The following is a 21,802-nucleotide window of genomic DNA, read 5'->3' as shown; positions in this document are numbered from 1 at the left end:
AGCCCTTGCAGCAGGTGCGCCATTCAGGCCCCGGCGGCGAGTGAGCCACATCGGGCCCCGCTCCGGGACGGGACTCGCGGGGCCCGGGGCAGAACCCCGCGACCCCGCCCCCGCGCAGCTCAGAAACTCCCCCGGAACCTCCGCAGCCGCAGACTGTTGCCCACCACGAACACCGACGAGAACGCCATCGCCGCCCCCGCGATCATCGGATTCAACAACCCCGCCGCGGCCAGCGGAACCGCCGCCACGTTGTACGCGAACGCCCAGAACAGGTTGCTCTTGATCGTGTTCAGCGTCCGCCGCGAAAGCCGAATCGCGTCCACGGCCGACCGCAGGTCACCCCGTACGAGCGTGAGGTCACCCGCCTCGATCGCCGCATCCGTCCCCGTCCCCATCGCAAGACCGAGATCCGCCTGCGCGAGCGCCGCCGCGTCGTTGACCCCGTCGCCGACCATGGCCACCGAACGCCCCTCGCCCTGAAGGCGCTTGACGACGTCGACCTTGTCCTGCGGCAGCACCTCCGCGATGACGTCCGCCGGATCCGTGATCCCGACCTCCGCCGCCACGGAACGGGCGACCGCCTCGTTGTCCCCGGTCAGCAGCACCGGCCGCAGCCCGAGCCCCCGCAGCCGCCGGACGGCCTCCGCGCTGGTCTCCTTCACCGCGTCGGCCACCTCGAGCACCGCACGCGCCTCGCCGTCCCAGGCCACGGCGATCGCCGTACGCCCGGCCTCCTCGGCCTCGGCCTTCGCCCGCGCGAGCCCCTCCGGAAGCCGGATCTCCCACTCCCGGAGCAACTGCTCGCGCCCGACCAGCACCGCGTGCCCGTCCACGACACCCTGGACACCGAGACCCGCGACGTTCACGAAGTCCTCGGGCGTCGGCAGCGCCCCGACCTCGGCCGCCGCCCCCGCCGCCACGGCCTGCGCGATCGGGTGCTCGGACGCGTGCTCCAACGCCCCGGCGAGGCGCAGCACTTCGGCCCGCTCGACGCCCTCGGCGGTGTGCGTGCCGAGCAGCGTCATACGTCCGGTGGTCACGGTTCCGGTCTTGTCGAGGACGATCGTGTCGACCTTACGAGTGGTCTCCAGGACCTCCGGGCCCTTGATGAGGACGCCGAGCTGGGCGCCGCGACCGGTGCCGACCATGAGGGCGGTGGGCGTCGCGAGCCCGAGGGCGCACGGGCAGGCGATGATCAGGACGGCGACGGCTGCGGTGAACGCGGCCGTCCACCCCGCCCCGTTCCCCAGCCAGAAGCCGAGCGTGGCGATGGCGAGCGCGATGACGACCGGGACGAAGACCGCGGAGATCTTGTCGGCGAGGCGCTGGGCTGCGGCCTTGCCGTTCTGCGCGTCCTCGACGAGCTTCGCCATGCGGGCGAGTTGCGTGTCGGCGCCGACGCGGGTGGCCTCGACGACGAGGCGTCCGCCGACGTTCAGCGTCGCGCCCGTGACCGCGTCCCCGGTCGCGACCTCTACGGGCACGGACTCGCCGGTGAGCATGGAGGCGTCCACGGCGGAGGTGCCCTCGACGACGGCGCCGTCCGTGGCGATCTTCTCGCCGGGGCGGACCAGGAAGCGGTCGCCGACCTTCAAGTCACTGACGGGGACGGTCTCTTCGCGCCCGCCGTCCCGGATGACGGTGACATCCTTCGCGCCGAGTTCGAGCAGCGCCCTGAGCGCGGCGCCCGCCTTCCGCTTCGAGCGCGCCTCGAAGTAGCGGCCCGCGAGGATGAAGGCGGTGACTCCGGCGGCGGCCTCCAGGTAGATGTTCCCGGCGCCGTCGCTGCGCCCGATGGTCAGCTCGAAGGGGTGCGTCATGCCGGGCTCGCCGGCCGTGCCGAAGAACAGCGCCCACAGCGACCACAGGAACGCGGCGGAGACCCCGACCGAGACCAGGGTGTCCATCGTCGCGGCCCCGTGCCGCGCGTTCGTGAACGCCGCCTTGTGGAAGGGCCAGGCCGCGTACGTGACGACGGGCGCGGCGAGCGTCAGGGACAGCCACTGCCAGTACTCGAACTGGAGGGCGGGGATCATCGCCATGGCGACGACCGGGGCGGCGAGCGCGACGGCGGTGATCAGCCGCTGGCGCAGCGGCCGGAGTTCGTCGCCCTCCTCGGGGGCTTCCGCCGCCTGGGCGGGCGGTGCGGGCTCCTGTGCCGTGTAGCCGGTGGCCTCGACGGTGGCGATCAGGTCCGCGACCTCGATGCCGCCGTCGAAGCTGACCTTGGCCTTCTCGGTCGCGTAGTTGACGGTCGCCTCGACGCCGTCCATCCGGTTCAGCTTCTTCTCGATGCGGGCGGCGCACGACGCGCAGGTCATGCCGCCGATGGCGAGTTCCACCTGCGCGGATGGGGCGACGGTGTGCGCCGACATGCTGCCTCCTCGGTGAACGGTACCCGGGGCGGGTACCCCCTAATGAGATCCATTTATACCCCTAGGGGGTATCAATCGCAAGGCCGGGTCCGGCTTGACTTCATACCCCCTAGGGGTATCTTCGTAGGCATCCTACCTAGGAGTCGTCATGCGTACCGGACTGAAGATCACCGCCTTCGCCGCCGCCGTAGCCGCCACGTTCGGGACCGCGTACGGAGTGGGCAGCGGCGTCTCGCCCGTGACCGCCGAGAAGCAGCCGGCCGCGGAGCACGGCGGAAGCGGACACGCGGAGTCGGCCGAGGTCCCGACGACGAACGCCGTGCCCGGCGGGCTGCAGGTGTCCGATCGGGGCTACTCGCTCGACCTGGAGAAGGACCGGCTGCCCGGTACGAGCGGCGAGCTCCGCTTCACCATTCGCAAGGACGCCACCGGCAAGCCCGTGACCTCGTACAAGGAGGAGAACGACAAGGAGCTGCACCTGATCGTGGCCTCGCGGGACCTGACCGCGTACCGGCATCTGCATCCCGTGCGCGCCGCCGACGGGACGTGGTCCACGCCCGTCTCGCTGCCGAAGGCGGGTGACTACCGGGTCTTCGCGGACTTCACGCCGCAGGGCGAGAAGGAGGGGCTCACGCTCGGCGCGGGGCTCGGCGTCGCGGGGACGTACGCGCCCGAGCCGCTGCCGGAACACGCCGCGCGGGCGACCGTCGGCGACGGGTACGAGGTGCGGATCGAGGGGGCGCTGCGGCCGGGGACCCCGCGCGAACTGACGCTCGGCGTCTACAAGGACGGGCGGCCCGTCACCGATCTGGAGCCCTACCTCGGCGCGTACGGGCACCTGGTCGCGCTGCGCGCCGGTGACCTCGCGTACCTTCACGTTCACCCGCACGACGGCAGGCCGGGGCCGGAGGTTTCCTTCACCGCGACCGCGCCGAGCGCGGGGACCTACCGGCTGTTCCTTGACTTCAAGCACGACGGGGAGGTCAGGACGGCTGCGTTCACGGTGCACGCGGCGTAAAGTGAGCGGGACATTGGACTAGACCTGTCTGGGCCCATCGCCGGGGCCCGGGGCAGGTCGACGCGACAGGAGCCTCATGAGCAAGCGTGCAGTCCTGGAGGTGATCGCCCTCGACGCCGAGGACGCGATCGCCGCTCAGGCCGGGGGTGCGGACCGCCTGGAGCTGGTCACCGACATGGCGGCGGACGGGCTGACGCCGTCGGTGGACACGTTCACGGCGATCCGCCGCGCGGTCGACATCCGGCTGCGCGTGATGCTGCGGCTCGCGGACGGCTTCGACGCGGGGGACGTGTCGGCGCTCGTCCGGGCCGCGCGGGAGCTGCGGGCTGCGGGGGCGGACGAGTTCGTGCTCGGGTTCCTGGACGAGCAGGGCGGCCCCGACCTCGCGGCCGTCGAACGGATCGTGGCGGAGCTCGACGGCTGCCGGTGGACGTTCCACCGGGCGATCGACCGGGCCGCGGACCGCGACGCGCTCCGCAAGCAGCTCGCCGACCTGCCGGGGCTCGACACGTACCTCACCGCCGGTTCGGCGGACGGGGTCGACGCGGGGCTCGACGTACTCCTCGCGGAGGCGGGGCGCTCCGCTGCCGGCGAGCCGGGGTACGAGCAGCAGATCCTGGTGGGCGGGGGGCTCCGCCTGGACCATGTGCCGGGGTTGCGGGCGGCGGGGGTCTCGGCCTTCCACATCGGCGGAGCGAGTCGCCCCGCGGGGTGGGCGGGTCCTGTTGCGGCGGATGCGGTGAGGGTGTGGCGGGAGGCGTTGGACGGTTAGCCCGTCGGCCCCGGCCTCCCGGCCTTACGCCACGGGGCTCCGCCCCGGACCCCGCGCCTCAATCGCCGGCGGGGCTGAAAAGAACGGGGCTCCGCCCCCGAGCCCGCGCCTCAAACGCCGACGGGACTGAAAGAACGGGGCTCCGCCCCCGAGCCCGCACCTCAAACGCCGACGAGGCTGAAAGAACGGGGCTCCGCCCCGGACCCGGCGCCTCAAACGCCGACGAGGCTGAAAGAACGGGGCTCCGCCCCGAGCCCGCACCTCAAACGCCGACGAGGCTGAAAGAACGGGGCTCCGCCCCGGACCCGGCGCCTCAAACGCCGACGAGGCTTGAATGGCTTCGGTCGCCAGCGGGGACCAGATCGGGGCTTCGCCCCGAGCCCCGCTGCTGAATCGCCGCAAGGGCTTGATCTGCCCACCTTCCCGCAGGCAATGGCCCTGCCGCCGCCCATCTCCCACCTACCCGCCCCCTCCGGGGGCGTCGGCCCGAAGGGGTGCCGCGCCCGGAGGGGGCACCATGTGGCGCAGGTTCACGGAGTGTCGCCCCCCCGCCTTGGGCCACCGTGTCGCGCAGGCCTGCGGGCGCCCGAGCGCGCCTCCCGCTCGGCTATCTCCCACCCGCCCGCCCCCTCCAGGGGCGTCGGCCTCACGGGGTGCCGCCCCCGCCTGGGGCACCGGACCGCGCAGGCCCACGGTCGGCCGCACCCGCCTTGGGCAATCTGCCGCCTAGGGCGGCAGGGTGGGCAAGGCGGCACCCCGGTGCAGCGCAACGCGAACAACCTCCGCCGACCCCGGCACAGCCCCAAAACCCCGGTGCAGGCCGCACCTACGGAAGGCGCCGACCACGGCACAGCACCGGAACCCCGGCTCCGCGCATGAACCACCGCAGGCGCCCGCACCGCCAACGCCCCGGCTCGCCGCAAGCGATCGCGCCCGGGGGCCGGAGCCCCCGGAGGGGGCGGGCGGGTGGGAGCTGAGCAGGACGACCGGCCCGGCACGGGTCTGCGGGCACAACGTTCAGCCACCCCCGGGTGGGCACGGCGGCACCCCGGTGCCGCGCAACGAGTACGACGGGCGGCCCCCGGCCCGGCTCAGAAACCCGGCGCCGCGCAACGAGAACGACCGGCGCCGACCCCGGCACAGCCCCAAAACCCCGGTGCAGGCCGCACCTACGGCAGGCGCCGACCACGGCACAGCCCCGAAACCCCGGCGCCGCGCCATCGGGACCAGAGGCCCCACCCCGGCTACACCAACTGCCGCGGCAGCGGCGCCGCGTGGGTCACCACCAGGCCCGACACCGCCCGCGTAAGCGACACGTACAACCGCCGCAGCCCCGTCCGCTCGTCCGGTTCCGCGGCGACCACGGCCGCCGGCTCGTCCAGGACCACGTAGTCGTACTCCAACCCCTTGGCGAGGGACGCCGGCACCAGCGTCAACCGCGCCGACGCCGTCGTCTCCTCGCCCGGGGCGAGATACGCCAACCCGGCCTCCGCCAATGCCGCGCCGAGCGACCCGCACCGCGCGTCCGCCGCGATGAGCCCGACCGAGCCCTCGTTCCGCAGCGCCTCGACGCACGCCGCCACCACGTCCCCGGCCCCATCCACCGTCCGCACCTCGAACGCCCCCGCGTTCTCCCGGACCGACGCCACCGGCGCGAGCCCCGGCGCGATGTCCGGCAGCAGCAGCGACGCGTACGTGATGACGTCCGTCGGCACACGGAAGCCCGCCGTCAGCTCCTCCACCACCGCGTCCGCCTTGCCGAGGTGGGACAGCGCCTCGTCCCAACTCCGCGTCGCCCACGGCGTCGTACCCTGCGCGAGGTCCCCGAGGACCGTCACCGAGCCCGTCGTCGCGCGTCGCCCGACCGCCCGGTACTGCATGGGCGACAGGTCCTGCGCCTCGTCGAGGACCACATGCCCCAGCGAGTGCGTCCGCTCGATCAGATCGATCGCCTCGTCCATCAACACGGCATCCGCGGCAGCCCACTTGGCGCTCTTCACGCTGCGCGCCGGCTTCTCCCAGAGGATCGTCTTCTGCTCGTCGGCGTCGAGCAGCCCCTCCGCGTGCTCGGCCAGGAAGTCGCCGTCCGACAGCAGCCGCAGCACCAACTTCGCCGGATCGACGGCCGGCCAGGCCTCCTTGACCACGGCCTTCACGGCGGCATTGCGCGCCACCGCGTTCTGCACCCGGTCGTCGGGCGCCTCGCCCGCGCGCTCCATCTGGACGAGCACGGCGTGCGCGATCCGCTGCGGCAGCGCCTCGCGCGCCGCCCCGTACCGCATGTCGCGCGCCATCAACTCCCTGACGATCTCCTCCAGTTCGTACGACGCGACCCGCCAGCGGCGCGAGCCCCGCACCACCACGGCACCCTCGGTGGGCAGCGTGATGTGTGAACGCAGGGCTCGCCGCAGCACCTCGGCCATGCGCGCGTCGCCCTTCACCATGGCGGCGGCGGGATCGTCGACGGCCCGCACCTCCACATGCGCGACGAGGTCGTCCACCGTCGCCTGCTTGACCTCCAGCTCGCCCAGCGCGGGCAGCACCTGCTCGATGTAGTGGAGGAAGGACGCGTTCGGCCCGATGACCAGCGTCCCCGTGCGGGCCAGGCGCTCCCGGTGCGCGTACAGCAGATACGCGACTCGGTGCAGGCCGACGGCCGTCTTCCCGGTCCCGGGCCCTCCCTGCACACACACGGATCCGGCGAGCCCGCTCCTGACGATCTCGTCCTGCTCCGGCTGAATGGTGGCAACGATGTCGCGCATCGGGCCGACACGCGGCCGCTCGATCTCCTGCTGGAGCAGCTTGCTGGTCTGCTCCGCCTCCGTCGGGTCGGTGAGGTGCTCGTCCTCGTACGCGGTGAGGTCGCCGGCCGTGTAACCGAAGCGGCGGCGCAGCGCGACGTCCATCGGGTTCTTCTTGGAGGCCCGGTAGAAGGGCTGGGACACGGGCGCACGCCAGTCGATCACCATCGGGTCGCCCTCGGCGTCGTGCACGTGCCGCCGCCCGATGTAGAACTTCTCGCCCTCGGCGCCCTCGGCCACATCCGCGCCCGGCGCGTGCAGATAGTCGAGGCGCCCGAAGAACAGCGGGGTGTGGCTGAGGTCGGCGAGCGCCTTGATCCGCTCGTCGATCTGGTGCTGCAGCACCTCGGCGTTCACCCAGTTCGCGGTGACGTCGCGGATGTCGAGCGCCTCCGCGTCCTCGCGCATGGCGCGCAGGGCGGAGCGGGACGAGACCAGGTGCGTGCGTTCGCGCTCGAGCGGCGAGGATGAGGATGAGGGCGCGGACGACGACGGTGACGTGCTCACGGGGTTCTGCCTCCGGATCCAGGTACGCGTGTACAACGTTCCCGGCCGGTTTCCGTCCGGTCGGCGGCGCTTCTGCCGGGCCGGCGGGAGGGCTCGGCGCGGGGAGGCGGGGAAGAGCGGCGAGTGTACGGGACGCCTACCGGCGGGGGCCAACGGGTTTTTGGCCCGGTCGACCGGGCCTACGCCACGGGGCTCCGCCCCGGACCCCGCGCCTCAATCGCCGGCGGGGCTGATTTTGCCGAACCGGCGTTGACGCCTCGGGGCTCCGCCCCGGGCCCCGCTGCTCAATCGCCGCAGGGGCTTATGCGGACGGAGCTAGGGTCGGACCCATGACGCAGCACGACGCCCCCACGGCCGACCCGGACCTGCGCGAGCGTTGGGCCCGCACCCTGCGCGCGGCTACATCAGACGCAGGCGCCGACCCGTATCCGTATGCCGACAATCTTCTGGTCCGGTGGTCCGAGCCGCAGCGGAAGTACCACACGGTCGAGCATCTCGCGGCGGTGCTCGACCACATCGACGTGCTGGAGGAGCACGCGGAGCGGCCCGAGCTCGTACGGCTGGCGGCCTGGTTCCACGACGCGGTGTACCGGCCCGAGCGCTCGGAGAACGAGGAGCGGTCCGCGGCCCTGGCCGAGCGCGCCCTGGCGGAGGCCGGGTTGGTGCCCGAGGACGTCGCCGAGGTGGCCCGCCTCGTCCGCCTCACCGTCACCCACGACCCGGCCGACGGCGACACCGACGGCGAGGCGCTGTGCGATGCCGACCTGGCGATCCTGGCCGCGCCCGCACCCGCCTACGCCGCGTACACCAAGGCCGTCCGCGCGGAGTACGCCTTCGTGCCGGACGAGGCGTTCCGCGAGGGTCGGGCCGGGGTGCTGCGCCAACTCCTCGACCTGCCACGGCTGTTCAGGACCCCGCACGGCAGGTCCCACTGGGAGTCCGCGGCCCGCGAGAACCTGACGGCGGAACTGGATCTGCTGACTCCCTGACCCGTCGCGGAGCAGTGCGCTCGGCGGTGCGCGTGGCGGTGCGTATGAACGGCGTACGAACGATGTGCCACGAGCCGTCGGTCCGGGAATGCCACTCGTCACCCCCCGGTTGGCTCCTTACATGTCCCCACAGCCCAGTCCAGACTCCCCGGACCTCCGCTCGAACGCCCGTACCCGCACTCCCACCCGCATGCCCCTGGCCGTCTACATCCTCGGCCTCAGCGTCTTCGCCCTCGGGACCAGCGAGTTCATGCTCTCCGGGATCCTCCCCGCGGTCGCCGACGACATGGACGTCACGATCCCGCAGGCCGGGCTGCTGATCTCGGCCTTCGCGATCGGCATGGTGGTCGGCGCCCCGCTGCTCGCCGTGGCGACGCTGCGCCTGCCGCGCCGGACCACCCTGATCTCGCTCATCACGGTGTTCGGCCTGGGCCAGATCGCGGGCGCGCTCGCCCCGACCTACGAGATCCTGTTCGCGTCCCGCGTCGTCTCGGCCCTCGCCTGCGCCGGCTTCTGGGCGGTCGGCGCCGCGGTCGCCATCGCGATGGTGCCGGTGAACCAGCGGGCCCGCGCCATGGCCGTGATGATCGGCGGCCTGTCGATCGCGAACGTGCTCGGTGTCCCGGCGGGCGCCTTCCTCGGTGAGGGGCTCGGCTGGCGCGCGGCGTTCTGGGCGGTGGGCGCGGCCTCCGCGATCGCCCTCGTCGGCATCGTGACCCTCGTGCCGAAGATCCCGCTTCCTGCCGAACGGCCGCGCCTGAAGCGGGAGTTGAGCATCTACGCCGACCGCCAGGTGTGGCTGTCCATCGCCGTCACCGCGCTCGCCGCGGGCGGCGTCTTCTGCGCGTTCAGCTATCTCTCGCCGCTCCTGACGGACGTCGCGGGCCTGCCCGAGGGCTGGGTCCCGGCCGTGCTCGCCCTCTTCGGGTTCGGCGCGCTCGCCGGTACGACGCTGGGCGGGCGGATCGCCGACGCGCACCTCTTCGGGGTGCTGCTGACCGGCATCACCGCGTCCACCGTCTTCCTCGCGGCGCTCGCCCTGCTCGGCCACTTCGCGGTCGCGGCGGTGACCCTGTCGTTCCTGCTCGGCTTCTCCGCCTTCTACACGGCGCCGGCCCTCAACGCCCGGATGTTCAACGTCGCGGGCGCCGCCCCCACCCTGGCGGGCGCCACCACGACGGCCGCCTTCAACCTGGGCAACACGGGCGGCCCCTGGCTCGGCGGCACGGTCATCGACGCGGACCTCGGCTACCCGGCGACCGCCTGGGCCGGCGCGGCGATGACGGTGGTGGCCCTCGCCGCGACGGTGGCATCCCTGCGGCTGCAACGGCGCACGGCGTCGAAGGTCGTCACAGGTTCCGGGACCGTGCCCGACGCCGCGGGGCTCCGCCCCGGACCCCGCGCCTCAAACGCCGGCGGGGCTTGATTTCACGCCGGCCGTCCCTTCGGCCTCCGCAGGCCCGCGTCCGTAAGCCTGCGCACCAGCTCCTTCGAGCCGATCTCGACCGCTCCCGCGCGCACCGCGTCCACGTACCGGTGCGACGGGAGGTCGTAATGATCGCGCTCGAAGGCGCGCGGCGGAACGCCCAACTTCTCGGCGAACGCGTGGAGTTCGTCGTACGAGACGTCACTGACCAGGTGCGACCACATACGGTCGTGCCCCGGCCAGGTCGGCGGATCTATGTAGACCGTCAAGAGACCGTCACCCCGTCACCGACCCGAGGGCACCGACCGGCGCCACGGTGACGCCCGCCTCGGAGCACACCCAGTGCGGGTCCGCGCCCAGCTCCGGCTCGACGTCCAGCGCGTGCGGGGCCTCGGCACTCGAGCCGGGTCCGCACACCGGGCACAGCGGCCAGCGCCCGTGCCGCTCCAGGATCCCGTCCTTGACGTCCTGAGCGACGAGCCCGATCACGAACTCGACGCCCTCCGGCCACTGCTCCACCCACCAGCGCCGCGAGACGATCGACTCCTCCACCAGCGAGACGATGTCCGAATCCGCGACGTCCCCCGCCTTCAGATCCGCGAGCACGAGCGCGCGGGCCGCGTGCAGGGCCTGCTCCAGTGGGCTGATGGTGTCCATGCCCTCAATTGTGCATGTGGAGCCCGTCCGGCGATTGCCCATATGGAGCCCCGCGCCCGCAACCCCGGCCTCACGTCCCCCGCCCCGGGCCGAAGGACCCTTGACCCGACCCGCCTCCGAAAATATCTTTCATCATGTGAGCAATGACGTGAAGGAAAGTTTCGCCAGGGACGCGCCGCCGGCCCCCGCGGCCCTCGCCGCCAAGGTCCGCACCCTCGCCCCGTCCATGACCCGCTCCATGCAGCGCGTCGCCGAGGCGGTCGCCGGGGACCCGGCCGGCTGCGCCGCCCTGACCGTCACCGGACTCGCCGAGCTCACCGGCACCAGCGAGGCCACGGTCGTCCGCACCGCCCGCATCCTCGGCTACCCCGGCTACCGGGACCTGCGCCTGGCGCTCGCCGGCCTCGCCGCGCAGCAGCAGTCGGGCCGGGCGCCCGCCGTCACCGCGGACATCGCCGTCGACGACCCGCTGACCGACGTCGTCGCCAAGCTCGCCTACGACGAGCAGCAGACCCTCGCCGACACCGCGGCCGCACTCGACACCACGCAGCTCGGCGCCGCCGTGACCGCCATGGCGGGCGCGGGCCGCGTCGAGATCTACGGCATGGCGGCCTCCGGCCTCGTGGCCCAGGACCTCGCGCAGAAGCTGCTGCGCATCGGGCGGCACGCGTACGCGCACTCCGACCCGCACCTGGCCGTCCACAACGCGGTGACGCTCCGCTCCGGGGACGTGGCGGTGGCGATCACGCACTCCGGCACCACCGGCGACGTGATCGAGCCGCTGCGGGTCGCCTTCGAGCACGGCGCCACCACGATCGCGATCACCGGCCGCCCCGGCAGCCCGGTCTCGCAGTACGCCGACCACATACTGACGACGTCCATCGCCCGCGAGAGCGAGCTGCGCCCCGCGGCGATGTCCTCCCGCACGAGCCAGCTCCTGGTCGTGGACTGCCTGTTCGTGGGCATAGCCCAACGCACGTACGAGACGGCGGCGCCGGCCCTCTCGGCCTCGTACGAGGCCCTGGCCCACCGCCACCAGACCACTCCGCGGGGCGGCCGCCAGTGACCGCCACCCGGTCCCCCGCCACGGGGCTCCGCCCCGGACCCCGCTGCTCAATCGCCGCAGGGGCTTGAAATATCAAGTCCCGCCGGACTCGATCTATCAAGCCCCGCCGGCGATTGAGGCGCGGGGTCCGGGGCAGAGCCCCGCGACCGCAACCCCGCCGCCGCGCAACCAGAACCCGCCCCGCCCCTCGCACAGAGAGCCGCACTGTCACGATGACCGCCACCCCCGACGCCACCTACGCCGACCTCCGCGCCCAACTGGCCACGCTCACGACGGAGGCATTCCGCCCGGAGCTCGCCGAGATCGACCAGCTCTCCACGCTGGAGATCGCGAAGCTGATGAACGGCGAGGACGCCACCGTCCCCACCGCGGTAGCGGCCCAGCTCCCCCAGATCTCCGCCGCGATCGACGGCATCGCCGACCGCATGGCCCGCGGCGGCCGCCTCGTCTACGCGGGCGCCGGCACCGCCGGCCGGATGGGCGTCCTCGACGCCTCCGAGTGCCCGCCCACCTTCAACACGTGGGACGGCCAGGTCGTCGGCCTGATCGCGGGCGGCCCGTCCGCCATGGTCAAGGCCGTCGAGGGCGCCGAGGACTCCAAGGAGCTCGCGGCCGCCGACCTGGACGGCATCGACCTCACCGAGAACGACATCGTCGTCGGCATCTCGGCCTCGGGCCGCACCCCGTACGCGATCGGCGCCGTCGAGCACGCCCGCGCCCGCTACGGCGCGCTCACCGTCGGCCTGTCCTGCAACGCGGACAGCGCCCTCGCCGCCGCCGCGGACCACGGCATCGAGGTCGTCGTCGGCCCCGAGCTGCTCACCGGCTCCACCCGCCTGAAGGCGGGCACGGCCCAGAAGCTCGTGCTCAACATGCTGTCGACGATCTCCATGATCCGGCTCGGCAAGACGTACGGAAACCTCATGGTCGACGTACGCGCGTCGAACGAGAAGCTGCGGGCCCGCTCCCGCCGCATCGTCTCCCTCGCCACCGGCGCCGACGACGCCGCCATCGAGGCCGCGCTCGCCGCGACCGACGGCGAGGTCAAGAGCGCCATCCTCGTCGTCCTCGGCGACGTCGACGGCCCCACCGCCGACCGGCTCCTCACGGAGTCCGACGGCCACCTGCGCGCCGCGCTCGCGGCCGCCGCCACCAAGTAACTCCCCCGCGCCCACCCGTCCCCGAGCACCACCTGCACAGCAAGGCAAGACGCACCATGGCCGATAACGCCGAGAACAAGAACCGCGCCGTCGCCGCCGCGATCCTCCCGCTCGTCGGCGGCGCAGCGAACGTCACCTCCGTGGTCCACTGCATGACCCGCCTCCGGCTGGGTCTCGCGGACCGTTCGCTCGTCCAGGACGAGGCGCTCAAGGCGCTTCCCGACGTCATGGGCGTCGTGGAGGACGACACGTACCAGATCGTCCTCGGGCCGGGGAAGGTCGCCCGGGTCACCCCCGAGTTCGAGTCCCTGGTGGAGGAGGGCAAGGCCGCCGCCCCGGCACCCGCACCCGCCCCCGCCGATGCCGGCGGCCGCGGCGCCGACGACCTCGCCGCCCAGGGCGCGGCGCTCAAGGCGCAGCAGAAGGCGAAGAACGCCACCCCGTTCAAGCTGTTCCTGCGCAAGATCGCCAACATCTTCGTGCCGCTGATCCCGGCCCTGATCGGCTGCGGCATCATCGCCGGCCTCAACGGCCTGATGATCAACCTGGGCTGGCTGCCGTCGGTCACCCCGGCGCTCGCCGCGATCGCCTCCGGCTTCATGGCCCTGATCGCCGTCTTCGTCGGCTACAACACGGCGAAGGAGTTCGGCGGTACGCCGATCATCGGCGGCGCGGTCGCAGCGATCATCGTCTACCCGGGCGTCGCCGAGATCTCGGCGTTCGGGCACAAGCTCTCCCCGGGCCAGGGTGGCGTCCTCGGCGCGCTCGGCGCGGCGGTGCTCGCGGTCTACATCGAGAAGTGGTGCCGCAAGTGGGTCCCGGAGTCGCTCGACGTCCTGGTCACCCCCACCCTCACCATCCTCATCTCCGGCCTGGTCACGATCTTCGGCCTGATGTTCGTGGCGGGTGAGGTCTCCACCGCGATCGGTACGGGCGCCAACTGGCTCCTGGAGAACACCGGCATCTTCGCCGGCGCCGTCCTCGGCGGCCTCTTCCTCCCCCTCGTGATGCTGGGCCTCCACCAGGCCCTGATCCCGATCCACACCACCCTGATCGAGCAGCAGGGCTACACGGTCCTGCTGCCCATCCTGGCGATGGCGGGCGCGGGCCAGGTCGGCGCGGCGATCGCCGTCTTCAAGAAGCTCAAGCACAACAAGTCGATCCGCAAGACCATCAAGTCGGCGCTCCCCGCGGGCTTCCTGGGCGTCGGCGAACCCCTCATCTACGGTGTCTCGCTCCCCCTCGGCCGCCCGTTCATCACGGCGTGCGTCGGCGGCGCGGCGGGCGGCGCGTTCATCGGCCTCTTCTCGATGCTCGGCACCCAGGTCGGCTCGACGGCCATCGGCCCGTCCGGCTGGGCCCTGTTCCCGCTCCTCGACGGCAACAAGGGCCTGGGCCTGACCTGCGCGGTCTACCTGGGCGGCCTGCTGGTCGGCTACATCGTCGGCTTCCTGGCGACGTACTACTTCGGCTTCACGCAGGACATGCTGGTCGAGTTCAACCAGGACGTGGACGCGGGCGAATCCCCGGAGGCCCACGCCGAGGCAAACCCGGCGGCTCCGGCCCCGGAGCCGAAGGAACCGGCAAAGGTCTGACCCCGGTCACCACGAAGGGCGGCACCCCACAGGCACGGGGCGCCGCCCTCTCGCGTACGTACGAACTAGCGGAGCGGCTCGTAGGAACCGAGGTAGTACACACCCGACTCCTGAGGCACTCCCAGCAGATCGCTCAGCCGCTGCCACGCCTCCCACTCCTCATTCGACATGATCACGGTGCCGGAGCCCGGAACCGGATCACGATCGGCAGCGGACGCCACAGGGGCACCCACTCCCGCGAAGCCCGCTACCACCAGAACCGTCGTCAGTACGCGCATACACAGGCTGCTCTTCATGCCCGCCCAACGAGCCGCGTCACCCACTGGTCACCGCTCCGCATGCGCCGGGCCCGGCCCTCCCGCATCCTGAGCGCATGGCTGACAGCACCCTTTCGAAGATCTCCTGGACCGAGTTCCGCCCGGACCGGCGCCGCCTCGGAGCCGGTGCCGTACTCACCGGCATCGGTACGCTGACCGCGATGGCGGGCGTCGGCGTCCTCGTCTACGAACTGGCCCGCGCGGGCCGCAGCTGGACCGGCAGCTGGGACGTCCCCCCGTCCGAACTGGCCGCCCGCACCCTCCACCAGGCACAGGCAGCGGCCACGAGCGCCACGCGCGCAGGCCGCGACACTTGGCAGAGCTTCTCCGAACAGTCCTCAGCCTGATCCGTCCCCTCCGGTCGACCGAATCCGCGCCCGAAGCTCCCCCGCGGGCGCGGATTCGGCTGCCCGGACACTCACGCCCCGCGCCTCCTCTCATGCAGTACGGCGACGATCCGCATCGCCGTATCGAAGTTCACGCACCCGAGGTCGACGAGCGGATACCCGACCTCACCGGCGGCCGACACCGGGTCGACCCTCAGTGACGGCAGCACGATGCCCAACACTCCGGTCTCCGCCCGCAGTTGAGCGACCACGTCCTCGACCACCCGCAACCGCTCCGCGTCCCGCACCACCATCACGCACTCCTCCACTCCGAGTTCCGCTTTCGCAACACAGAGTGACCGGTCCGGCTCTACGCTGACCAGGGGCAGCGGCCCAACAGACGCCGCTGCTGGACCGGGAGTTGATGCACGTGACCGGACCGAAGGACCTCGACCCGTCATCCCGCCGCGTCATGATCGGCGAAGAACTGCGCCACGCCCGCGAGAGAGCGAACCTCACTCAGCAGTCCCTGGGTGAGCTGCTGTTCGTCAGCGGCTCGTACGTCGGCCAGATGGAAGCGGGGACGCGGCGCATCCTGCCGGACATGGCGAAACGCCTCGACGAGCAGCTGAACACGGGCGGCTTCTTCACCCGCAACTGCGAGAAGGCGAACAGGTCGAAGCACCCGGAGCACTTTGCCGAAGCGGCCGAGGCGGAGGCGCTGGCCACCACGATCATGGAGTACGGGGCGATGCTCATCCCCGGACTCCTCCAGACACCGGACTACGCCCGCGCGGTATTCCTCGACTACCAGCCCACGGCACCGGACGAAGTGATCGACAAGCTTTTGTCGGCCCGCGTCGAGCGCGCCCGCCTCTTCGACAATCCAACAACCCCGTTGTTGTGGGCGGTCCTGGACGAGGCTGCGCTGCGCCGACCGGTCGGTGGCCCCGCGGTGATCGCCGCGAACCTGCGCCACATCGCCGACCTGGTCCGCAGACGCCGGGCAGTTGTCCAGGTCCTCCCGTTCGCGGCGGGCGGCCACGCGTCGCTGCACGGATCACTCAAGCTCATGTACTTCGAGGACGCACCGCCACTCACCCTGATCGAAGCCCCCGCAACAGGACGCCTGTTGGACGATCCGGCCACCGTCACCCGCCACCAACTGTCCTACGACCTGCTCAGGGCCAACGCGCTCACCCCGAAACAGTCCCTGGCTCTGCTCGACTCCGTGGCGCAGGATTACGCCCATGAGGAACCACACCCCTGAGTACGACCCGGACGACGACGCCGCCCGGAGCTGGCGCAAGTCCAGCTACAGCGGCGGCGAGGGCAACAACTGCCTCGAAGTCGCCGACGCCCGCACGCCAATGACGGGCATCGTGCCCGTCCGGGACTCCAAGAACCCCACCGGCCCGAAGCTCGCGCTCCGGGCAGAGACCTGGTCCGCGTTCATCGCCGACCTGCACCGCACCCCGTAACCAACGCCCCGAGGCTCAAGCCCCGAGACCCGAGCCCTGCTTTCAAGGATTGGGAGGTGGGTCTCAACCCACCCTCCCTCCCTGCGAGTTGGCGAAGCCGACAAGTGCGCTCGGCAATACCGGACACTTTCTGACACCGGTTTGCCACGGAGGGTAATCGCGCTCTAGCGTGCCCGATATACGAACGGCCCCCGCCGGTGCGCCAACACCTGCGAGGGCCTGTCCATCAAGATCCCAACCAGGGAGATCTCGTGGCTGACGCCAACTCTAGTGCTGCCCCCGCCCCGACGCACGCAGCATCGCCCACCCCGCTCCACCCCGAGGCGAACCCGGGCTACGGCAAGCGCTCCGCACCGGATCAACTCCCCCGAACCAGCGCCGACTTCGCGGACCTTCCCGCCCGCGAGGCGTACATCGCCGGATACATCGACCGGCTGCCCGACGGCTCGGACATCTCGGTGAAGACGCTCGCCAACCACCTCCCGTACGGGCAGGCGGCGATGCGTACCGCCCTCAACAACCTGCACCGGGCCGGTCACTTGAGACGCGGCCGCGAACACGTGCAGGGCTCCGGGAGCGCACGCTGGGTGACGCGCACCTGGTTCTCCCGCACGGCGCGGGGCGACACGTGGTGGACGGCGTACGTCAGGGGCGATGTACCGGAGACGGGCCGGGACGCGCCGCCCGAAGAACCACCTCCACGCCCCACCCGCAGCCGCGCGCTGCTCCTCCTCACCGCCCTCGGCCGCACGGCGCCGTCGCTGGCCCTGTCAGCCGCCGAGTGCGACCGGCTCGCGCCAGATGTGGAGCGCTGGTTCGAGCGGGGCGCCACCGAGGACACCCTGCTGCACGCGCTGACGGCCGGGCTCCCCACACCCGTGCACAGCCCGGCCGCACTGCTGCGCCGCCGCCTGACCGACAAACTTCCCCCGCCACCCCCACCACCTGCGAACCGCCCGGTCCTACGCCTCATCGAGTGCGCGAAATGCGGCACACCCGGCCGCCCCGAGGCCCTGCCGGGCGGCTTCTGCACCCCTTGCAGCGGCGCCCGCCCCGCCTACCCGCCCGCGGGCCCACTCACCCCGGAAGCCGTCCGCGCCCGCGCCGCCCAGGCCCGCGCGGCAATGCTCCCCCGCTCCGAAAGGGCACGCGTGTGACCGCGCCGACGATCCGGACCCGTACATCCGGGGCACGATGGAGGCGAGGAGGCACATCCATGACCCCTGGCACCGCCGACCGCCCTCAGATGAGCATCGAGGACTTCGAGGAGCTGAACCGAAAGGCTCCGGAGACTCTGCGCAACAAGCTCGAATTCCTGAACGGACGGCTGCTCGTGAAACACGGCCCCATCGACGTCGAGGACTTCGAGGAACTGGCCCGCGTCGCCCCCGAGACGGTGACCTTGGAACTCCTCCACGGAAAGCTAGAGGTCAAGCCCGTGCCGGACGGCGACCACGGTTCGATCATCATGTGGCTGATCCGCCAGTGCATGATGCAGCGCCCCGAACTGGCACTGCATCCCGAGCAGGGCCTGCGGATCGACACGTACAGAAAGGGCTGCATCAAGCCGGACGGCGCCCTGACCGCCATCGACTACTTCGCCGGACAGGACGAGTGGGCCTCCCCCGACGGCGTCCTCATGGCTGTCGAAGTCACCTCCAAGTACCGCGACGCCGACCGCCGCGACCGCCAGGAGAAGCCCCGCGCCTACGCCTACGCGGACATCCCCGTCTACCTCCTCGTCGACCGCGACAACGACACGGTCGTCGTCCACAGCTCCCCCGAGAACGGCGTCTACCAGAACCGCCGCCCGTACCACTACGGAGCGACGGTCCGCCTCCCCGCCCCGGTCACCATCACCCTCGAAACCGAGAGGCTCAAGGACTACGCCTGACGCCCACCCGCGTCAGCCGGACGCCGGTGTGCCCACGCCGTGCAGCAACGTATCCACGACCCGCGTGGCAAGGGCGTCCACGGCCGCGTCGGTCTCCGGGGACTGAATCGCGGCCTCGTGGATGAGGGCGTAATACACGGTGCGCGCCCAGTCCAGGTCGGCGTCGGGCCGCAACAGTCCGGCGTCCCGGGTGCGGGCGAACAGTCGCGCGCAGCGGGTCATCACGTCGGCGTGGACGCGCGAGACCTCGGGATCGTCGGTGGGCAGGGCGCCCATCGCGAAGCCCCAACTGACCTTCACCCGCAGCACGTTCGCGGTGACCTGATAGAGCGCGACGGAGGGCGGCGCCGTCTCAGGGCGCGCCGCTTCGACGGCCTCGTGGAATCGCTGTGTCGCCCAGGCCGCCAGCGCCCTGATCAGCGCCTCCCGGGAGGCGAACCGCCGATGGACGGTGGTCCGCGCGACTCCGGCGGCCTCGGCGATCTGCTCCATCGTCGCCGCCGGATTCACGGCCAGTACCCGCTCGGCCGCTTCGAGGATCGCGCGCACGGTCCGCTCGGTGTCGGCACGAAGAGGTTTCGCGGAGGCGGGCTGCGGCATGGCGAGCGATTCCTTCCTGAGGGAGACCCCACGAGAGTACGTCAATGTGGCAGCTTGGCGACTACTTGCGACATTGGTGATGCATGTTCTATGTTCGACGCATCAGCCGAGTTGCACATGCCGAGCAAGGGGAAGCGTCATGAACCTGCACCTGAACGGCAAGACCGCCCTCGTCACAGGCGCGGGCCGAGGGATCGGGCTCGCTGTCGTCCAAGCCCTGGCCGCCGAAGGCGTACGCGTGGTCGCCGCCGCGCGCACCGCGGCCCCGGAGTGGAAGGCGGCCGGGGCGATACCGGTGACGGTGGACCTGTCCGATCCGGCCGGCGCCGAGCGACTGGTGACCGAGGCCGTGGCCGAGCTGGGCGGAATCGACATCCTGGTCAACAACATCGGCGGCGGCGACGGAGACCTGAGCGGCGGCTTCCTCGATCTGACCGACGCCCAGTGGGCACAGGTGACCGACCTGAACTTCTTTGCCACCGTCCGCGTCACCCGCGCCGCACTGCCCGCACTGCTGGCCGCCCGCGGCGCGATCGTCAACGTCTCCTCGATCGGCGCGCGCGTCCCGCACGGCGGCCCCGTCCCGTACACCACCGCCAAGGCCGCGCTCACCGCGTTCGGCAAGGCACTGGCGGAGGAGTTCGGCTCACAAGGGGTCCGGGTGAACACCGTCTCTCCGGGCCCGGTCCGCACCGCCATGTGGGAGAGCCCCACGGGTTACGGCGCCGGACTCGCGGCCGCCATGGGCGTCCCCCACGCCGACCTCCTGGCCGGGTTGCCCGCGGCCATGGGCATGCTCATCGGTCGGCTCGTCGAACCGGAAGAGGTCGCGACCCTGGTCACGTATCTGGCGTCTCCGCTCGCCGCCGCGACGACGGGCACCGACCACCTCATCGACGGCGGATCGGTCAAGACCGCTTAGACCTGTCGCCACCAGGCCTAAAACGCCCCGAGGGCGGCACCGACTCGTGAAGAGTCGGTGCCGCCCTCGGGGTTACGGACGCGCTGAACCGCGAGCGGCTCAGAAGTCCATGTCACCGCCCGGCATGCCGCCGCCGGCCGGCGCAGCGCCCGCCTTCTCCGGCTTGTCGGCGATGACGGCCTCGGTGGTGAGGAACAGCGCGGCGATGGACGCGGCGTTCTGCAGGGCAGAGCGCGTGACCTTCGCCGGGTCGATGATGCCCTCGGCGATCATGTCGACGTAGTCACCCGTGGCGGCGTTCAGACCGTGACCGACGGTCAGGTTGCGCACCTTCTCCACGACGACGCCACCCTCGAGACCACCGTTGACGGCGATCTGCTTGAGCGGGGCCTCGAGCGCGAGCTTCACGGCGTTGGCGCCGGTCGCCTCGTCACCCTCGAGCTCCAGCTTCTCGAACACCGCGGAGGCCTGGAGGAGGGCCACGCCACCACCGGCGACGATGCCCTCTTCGACGGCCGCCTTCGCGTTGCGAACGGCGTCCTCGATGCGGTGCTTGCGCTCCTTGAGCTCGACCTCGGTGGCCGCGCCCGCCTTGATGACGGCCACGCCGCCGGCGAGCTTGGCGAGGCGCTCCTGGAGCTTCTCGCGGTCGTAGTCCGAGTCGCTGTTCTCGATCTCGGCACGGATCTGGTTGACACGACCCTGGACCTGGTCGCTCTCACCGGAGCCGTCGACGATCGTCGTCTCGTCCTTGGTGATGACGACCTTGCGGGCACGGCCGAGCAGGTCGAGACCGGCGTTCTCCAGCTTGAGGCCGACCTCCTCGGAGATGACGGTGCCGCCCGTGAGGATGGCGATGTCGCCGAGCATGGCCTTGCGGCGGTCACCGAAGCCCGGGGCCTTGACGGCGACGGACTTGAAGGTGCCACGGATCTTGTTGACGACCAGGGTCGACAGGGCCTCGCCCTCGACGTCCTCGGCGATGATCAGCAGCGGCTTGCCGGACTGCATGACCTTCTCGAGCAGCGGAAGGAGGTCCTTCACGTTGCCGATCTTCGAGTTGACGATCAGGATGTACGGGTCCTCGAGCGAGGCCTCCATACGCTCCATGTCGGTGGCGAAGTACGCCGAGATGTAGCCCTTGTCGAAGCGCATACCCTCGGTGAGCTCGAGCTCCAGACCGAAGGTCTGGGACTCCTCGACGGTGATGACGCCTTCCTTGCCGACCTTGTCCATGGCCTCGGCGATGAGCTCGCCGATCTGGGTGTCGGCGGCCGAGATGGAGGCGGTGGAGGCGATCTGCTCCTTGGTCTCCACCTCCTTGGCCTGCTCGAGCAGGGCGGCGGAGACGGCCTCGGTGGCGCGCTCGATGCCGCGCTTGAGGGCCATCGGGTTGGCGCCGGCGGCTACGTTGCGAAGGCCTTCGCGAACGAGCGCCTGGGCCAGGACGGTCGCGGTCGTCGTGCCGTCACCGGCGACGTCGTCCGTCTTCTTCGCGACCTCCTTGACCAGCTCGGCGCCGATCTTCTCGTACGGGTCCTCGAGCTCGATCTCCTTGGCGATGGACACACCATCGTTGGTGATCGTGGGGGCGCCCCACTTCTTCTCGAGGACGACGTTGCGACCCTTGGGGCCCAGGGTCACCTTGACGGCGTCGGCGAGCTGGTTCATGCCGCGCTCGAGGCCGCGCCGTGCCTCCTCGTCGAACGCGATGATCTTGGCCATGTGAAGTGGTCCTCCCGGACGGGGTGGAAATGCAAGCAAACGGACCGTGCTGGTGCCCGCGACGGACGGCCTGCAGACCGTGTGGTTCCTTGCACCACCCGGTCCCCGGACCTCACCGACCCGATCCAAGTTCTGTCACTCTCACTCGGAGAGTGCTAAGCCCAATGATTA

20 protein-coding genes are annotated in these 21,802 nt (G+C 71.5%); 13 read left to right on the top strand and 7 right to left on the bottom strand.

Annotated elements, in window-relative coordinates; all coding sequences use genetic code 11:
* Positions 1 to 119: 119 nt before the first annotated feature.
* Positions 120 to 2,375: a heavy metal translocating P-type ATPase gene (locus OG746_RS07205; protein WP_266712618.1), complete on the bottom strand. Its 2,256-nt coding sequence runs from the start codon at positions 2,373 to 2,375 to the stop codon at positions 120 to 122.
* Positions 2,376 to 2,523: 148 nt separating this feature from the next.
* Here OG746_RS07205 and OG746_RS07200 point away from each other — a divergent pair, with 148 nt between their 5' ends.
* Both OG746_RS07200 and OG746_RS07195 read left to right on the top strand, forming a co-directional pair.
* Entirely contained in the window at positions 2,524 to 3,393 is an 870-nt protein-coding gene (locus tag OG746_RS07200) for a DUF8832 domain-containing protein (protein ID WP_266712616.1), read from the top strand.
* Between the two features lie 76 nt (positions 3,394 to 3,469).
* Positions 3,470 to 4,165, top strand: coding sequence for a copper homeostasis protein CutC (locus OG746_RS07195; protein WP_266712614.1), 696 nt, complete (start codon positions 3,470 to 3,472; stop codon positions 4,163 to 4,165).
* Positions 4,166 to 5,409: 1,244 nt separating this feature from the next.
* Here OG746_RS07195 and OG746_RS07190 read toward each other — a convergent pair.
* Positions 5,410 to 7,473, bottom strand: coding sequence for a HelD family protein (locus OG746_RS07190; RefSeq protein ID WP_524540382.1), 2,064 nt, complete (start codon positions 7,471 to 7,473; stop codon positions 5,410 to 5,412).
* A 329-nt stretch (positions 7,474 to 7,802) separates the two neighbouring features.
* Here OG746_RS07190 and OG746_RS07185 point away from each other — a divergent pair, with 329 nt between their 5' ends.
* Positions 7,803 to 8,462 (top strand): HD domain-containing protein, encoded by a 660-nt coding sequence (locus OG746_RS07185; protein ID WP_266712612.1) that lies wholly within the window; start codon positions 7,803 to 7,805, stop codon positions 8,460 to 8,462.
* A gap of 190 nt (positions 8,463 to 8,652) precedes the next feature.
* On the top strand, positions 8,653 to 9,888 hold the full coding sequence (locus OG746_RS07180) for a Cmx/CmrA family chloramphenicol efflux MFS transporter (protein ID WP_266712610.1): 1,236 nt from the start codon (positions 8,653 to 8,655) through the stop codon (positions 9,886 to 9,888).
* Between the two features lie 2 nt (positions 9,889 to 9,890).
* On the opposite strand, the gene OG746_RS07175 is transcribed toward OG746_RS07180, so the two are convergent.
* Entirely contained in the window at positions 9,891 to 10,157 is a 267-nt protein-coding gene (locus OG746_RS07175) for a DUF4031 domain-containing protein (protein WP_266712608.1), read from the bottom strand.
* A gap of 7 nt (positions 10,158 to 10,164) precedes the next feature.
* Positions 10,165 to 10,545: a DUF8819 family protein gene (locus OG746_RS07170; RefSeq protein WP_266712606.1), complete on the bottom strand. Its 381-nt coding sequence runs from the start codon at positions 10,543 to 10,545 to the stop codon at positions 10,165 to 10,167.
* Positions 10,546 to 10,681: 136 nt separating this feature from the next.
* On the opposite strand from OG746_RS07170, the gene OG746_RS07165 reads away from it, so the two are divergent.
* The 4 genes from OG746_RS07165 to OG746_RS07150 all read left to right on the top strand — a co-directional run bounded on the left by OG746_RS07165 (position 10,682) and on the right by OG746_RS07150 (position 15,030).
* On the top strand, positions 10,682 to 11,611 hold the full coding sequence (locus OG746_RS07165; RefSeq protein ID WP_266712604.1) for a MurR/RpiR family transcriptional regulator: 930 nt from the start codon (positions 10,682 to 10,684) through the stop codon (positions 11,609 to 11,611).
* A gap of 212 nt (positions 11,612 to 11,823) precedes the next feature.
* Positions 11,824 to 12,771, top strand: coding sequence for an N-acetylmuramic acid 6-phosphate etherase (murQ, locus tag OG746_RS07160; protein ID WP_266712602.1), 948 nt, complete (start codon positions 11,824 to 11,826; stop codon positions 12,769 to 12,771).
* Between the two features lie 56 nt (positions 12,772 to 12,827).
* A complete protein-coding gene (locus tag OG746_RS07155) occupies positions 12,828 to 14,366 on the top strand; it encodes a PTS transporter subunit EIIC (protein ID WP_266712600.1) in 1,539 nt (512 codons plus the stop codon).
* A 373-nt stretch (positions 14,367 to 14,739) separates the two neighbouring features.
* A complete protein-coding gene (locus tag OG746_RS07150; protein WP_266712598.1) occupies positions 14,740 to 15,030 on the top strand; it encodes a hypothetical protein in 291 nt (96 codons plus the stop codon).
* A gap of 71 nt (positions 15,031 to 15,101) precedes the next feature.
* On the opposite strand, the gene OG746_RS07145 is transcribed toward OG746_RS07150, so the two are convergent.
* Complete coding sequence (locus OG746_RS07145; RefSeq protein WP_266712596.1) at positions 15,102 to 15,323, bottom strand: hypothetical protein; 222 nt, start codon at positions 15,321 to 15,323, stop codon at positions 15,102 to 15,104.
* A 116-nt stretch (positions 15,324 to 15,439) separates the two neighbouring features.
* Between OG746_RS07145 and OG746_RS07140 the strand changes: the two genes are divergently transcribed.
* The 4 genes from OG746_RS07140 (at position 15,440) to OG746_RS07125 (ending at position 18,384) form a co-directional block, all read left to right on the top strand.
* Positions 15,440 to 16,279 (top strand): helix-turn-helix domain-containing protein, encoded by an 840-nt coding sequence (locus OG746_RS07140; protein WP_266712594.1) that lies wholly within the window; start codon positions 15,440 to 15,442, stop codon positions 16,277 to 16,279.
* The gene (locus OG746_RS07135; RefSeq protein ID WP_266712592.1) at positions 16,260 to 16,490 is read left to right on the top strand and encodes a DUF397 domain-containing protein; all 231 of its coding nucleotides are present in this window, start codon (positions 16,260 to 16,262) and stop codon (positions 16,488 to 16,490) included. Before OG746_RS07140 ends, OG746_RS07135 begins: the two co-directional genes overlap by 20 nt.
* 251 nt (positions 16,491 to 16,741) lie before the next feature.
* Complete coding sequence (locus OG746_RS07130) at positions 16,742 to 17,647, top strand: hypothetical protein (protein WP_266712591.1); 906 nt, start codon at positions 16,742 to 16,744, stop codon at positions 17,645 to 17,647.
* 59 nt (positions 17,648 to 17,706) lie between these two features.
* A complete protein-coding gene (locus OG746_RS07125) occupies positions 17,707 to 18,384 on the top strand; it encodes a Uma2 family endonuclease (protein WP_266712590.1) in 678 nt (225 codons plus the stop codon).
* Between the two features lie 12 nt (positions 18,385 to 18,396).
* Here the strand turns inward: OG746_RS07125 and OG746_RS07120 are convergent, their stop codons facing one another.
* Positions 18,397 to 18,984 carry a TetR/AcrR family transcriptional regulator gene (locus OG746_RS07120; protein ID WP_266712589.1) on the bottom strand — a complete coding sequence of 196 codons (588 nt, stop codon included), beginning with the start codon at positions 18,982 to 18,984 and terminating at the stop codon, positions 18,397 to 18,399.
* 139 nt (positions 18,985 to 19,123) lie between these two features.
* Here OG746_RS07120 and OG746_RS07115 point away from each other — a divergent pair, with 139 nt between their 5' ends.
* The gene (locus OG746_RS07115; RefSeq protein WP_266712588.1) at positions 19,124 to 19,906 is read left to right on the top strand and encodes an SDR family NAD(P)-dependent oxidoreductase; all 783 of its coding nucleotides are present in this window, start codon (positions 19,124 to 19,126) and stop codon (positions 19,904 to 19,906) included.
* 99 nt (positions 19,907 to 20,005) lie between these two features.
* Here OG746_RS07115 and groL read toward each other — a convergent pair whose 3' ends face one another.
* Positions 20,006 to 21,631 (bottom strand): chaperonin GroEL, encoded by a 1,626-nt coding sequence (gene groL / locus OG746_RS07110; protein ID WP_266712587.1) that lies wholly within the window; start codon positions 21,629 to 21,631, stop codon positions 20,006 to 20,008.
* Between the last annotated feature and the right edge of the window lie 171 nt (positions 21,632 to 21,802).

The organism is Streptomyces sp. NBC_01016, assembly GCF_026341035.1.
Classification (GTDB): Bacteria; Actinomycetota; Actinomycetes; order Streptomycetales; family Streptomycetaceae; genus Streptomyces.
The sequence above is the reverse complement of the archived record's forward strand: the minus strand, read 5'-3'. Positions and strand labels throughout refer to the sequence as shown.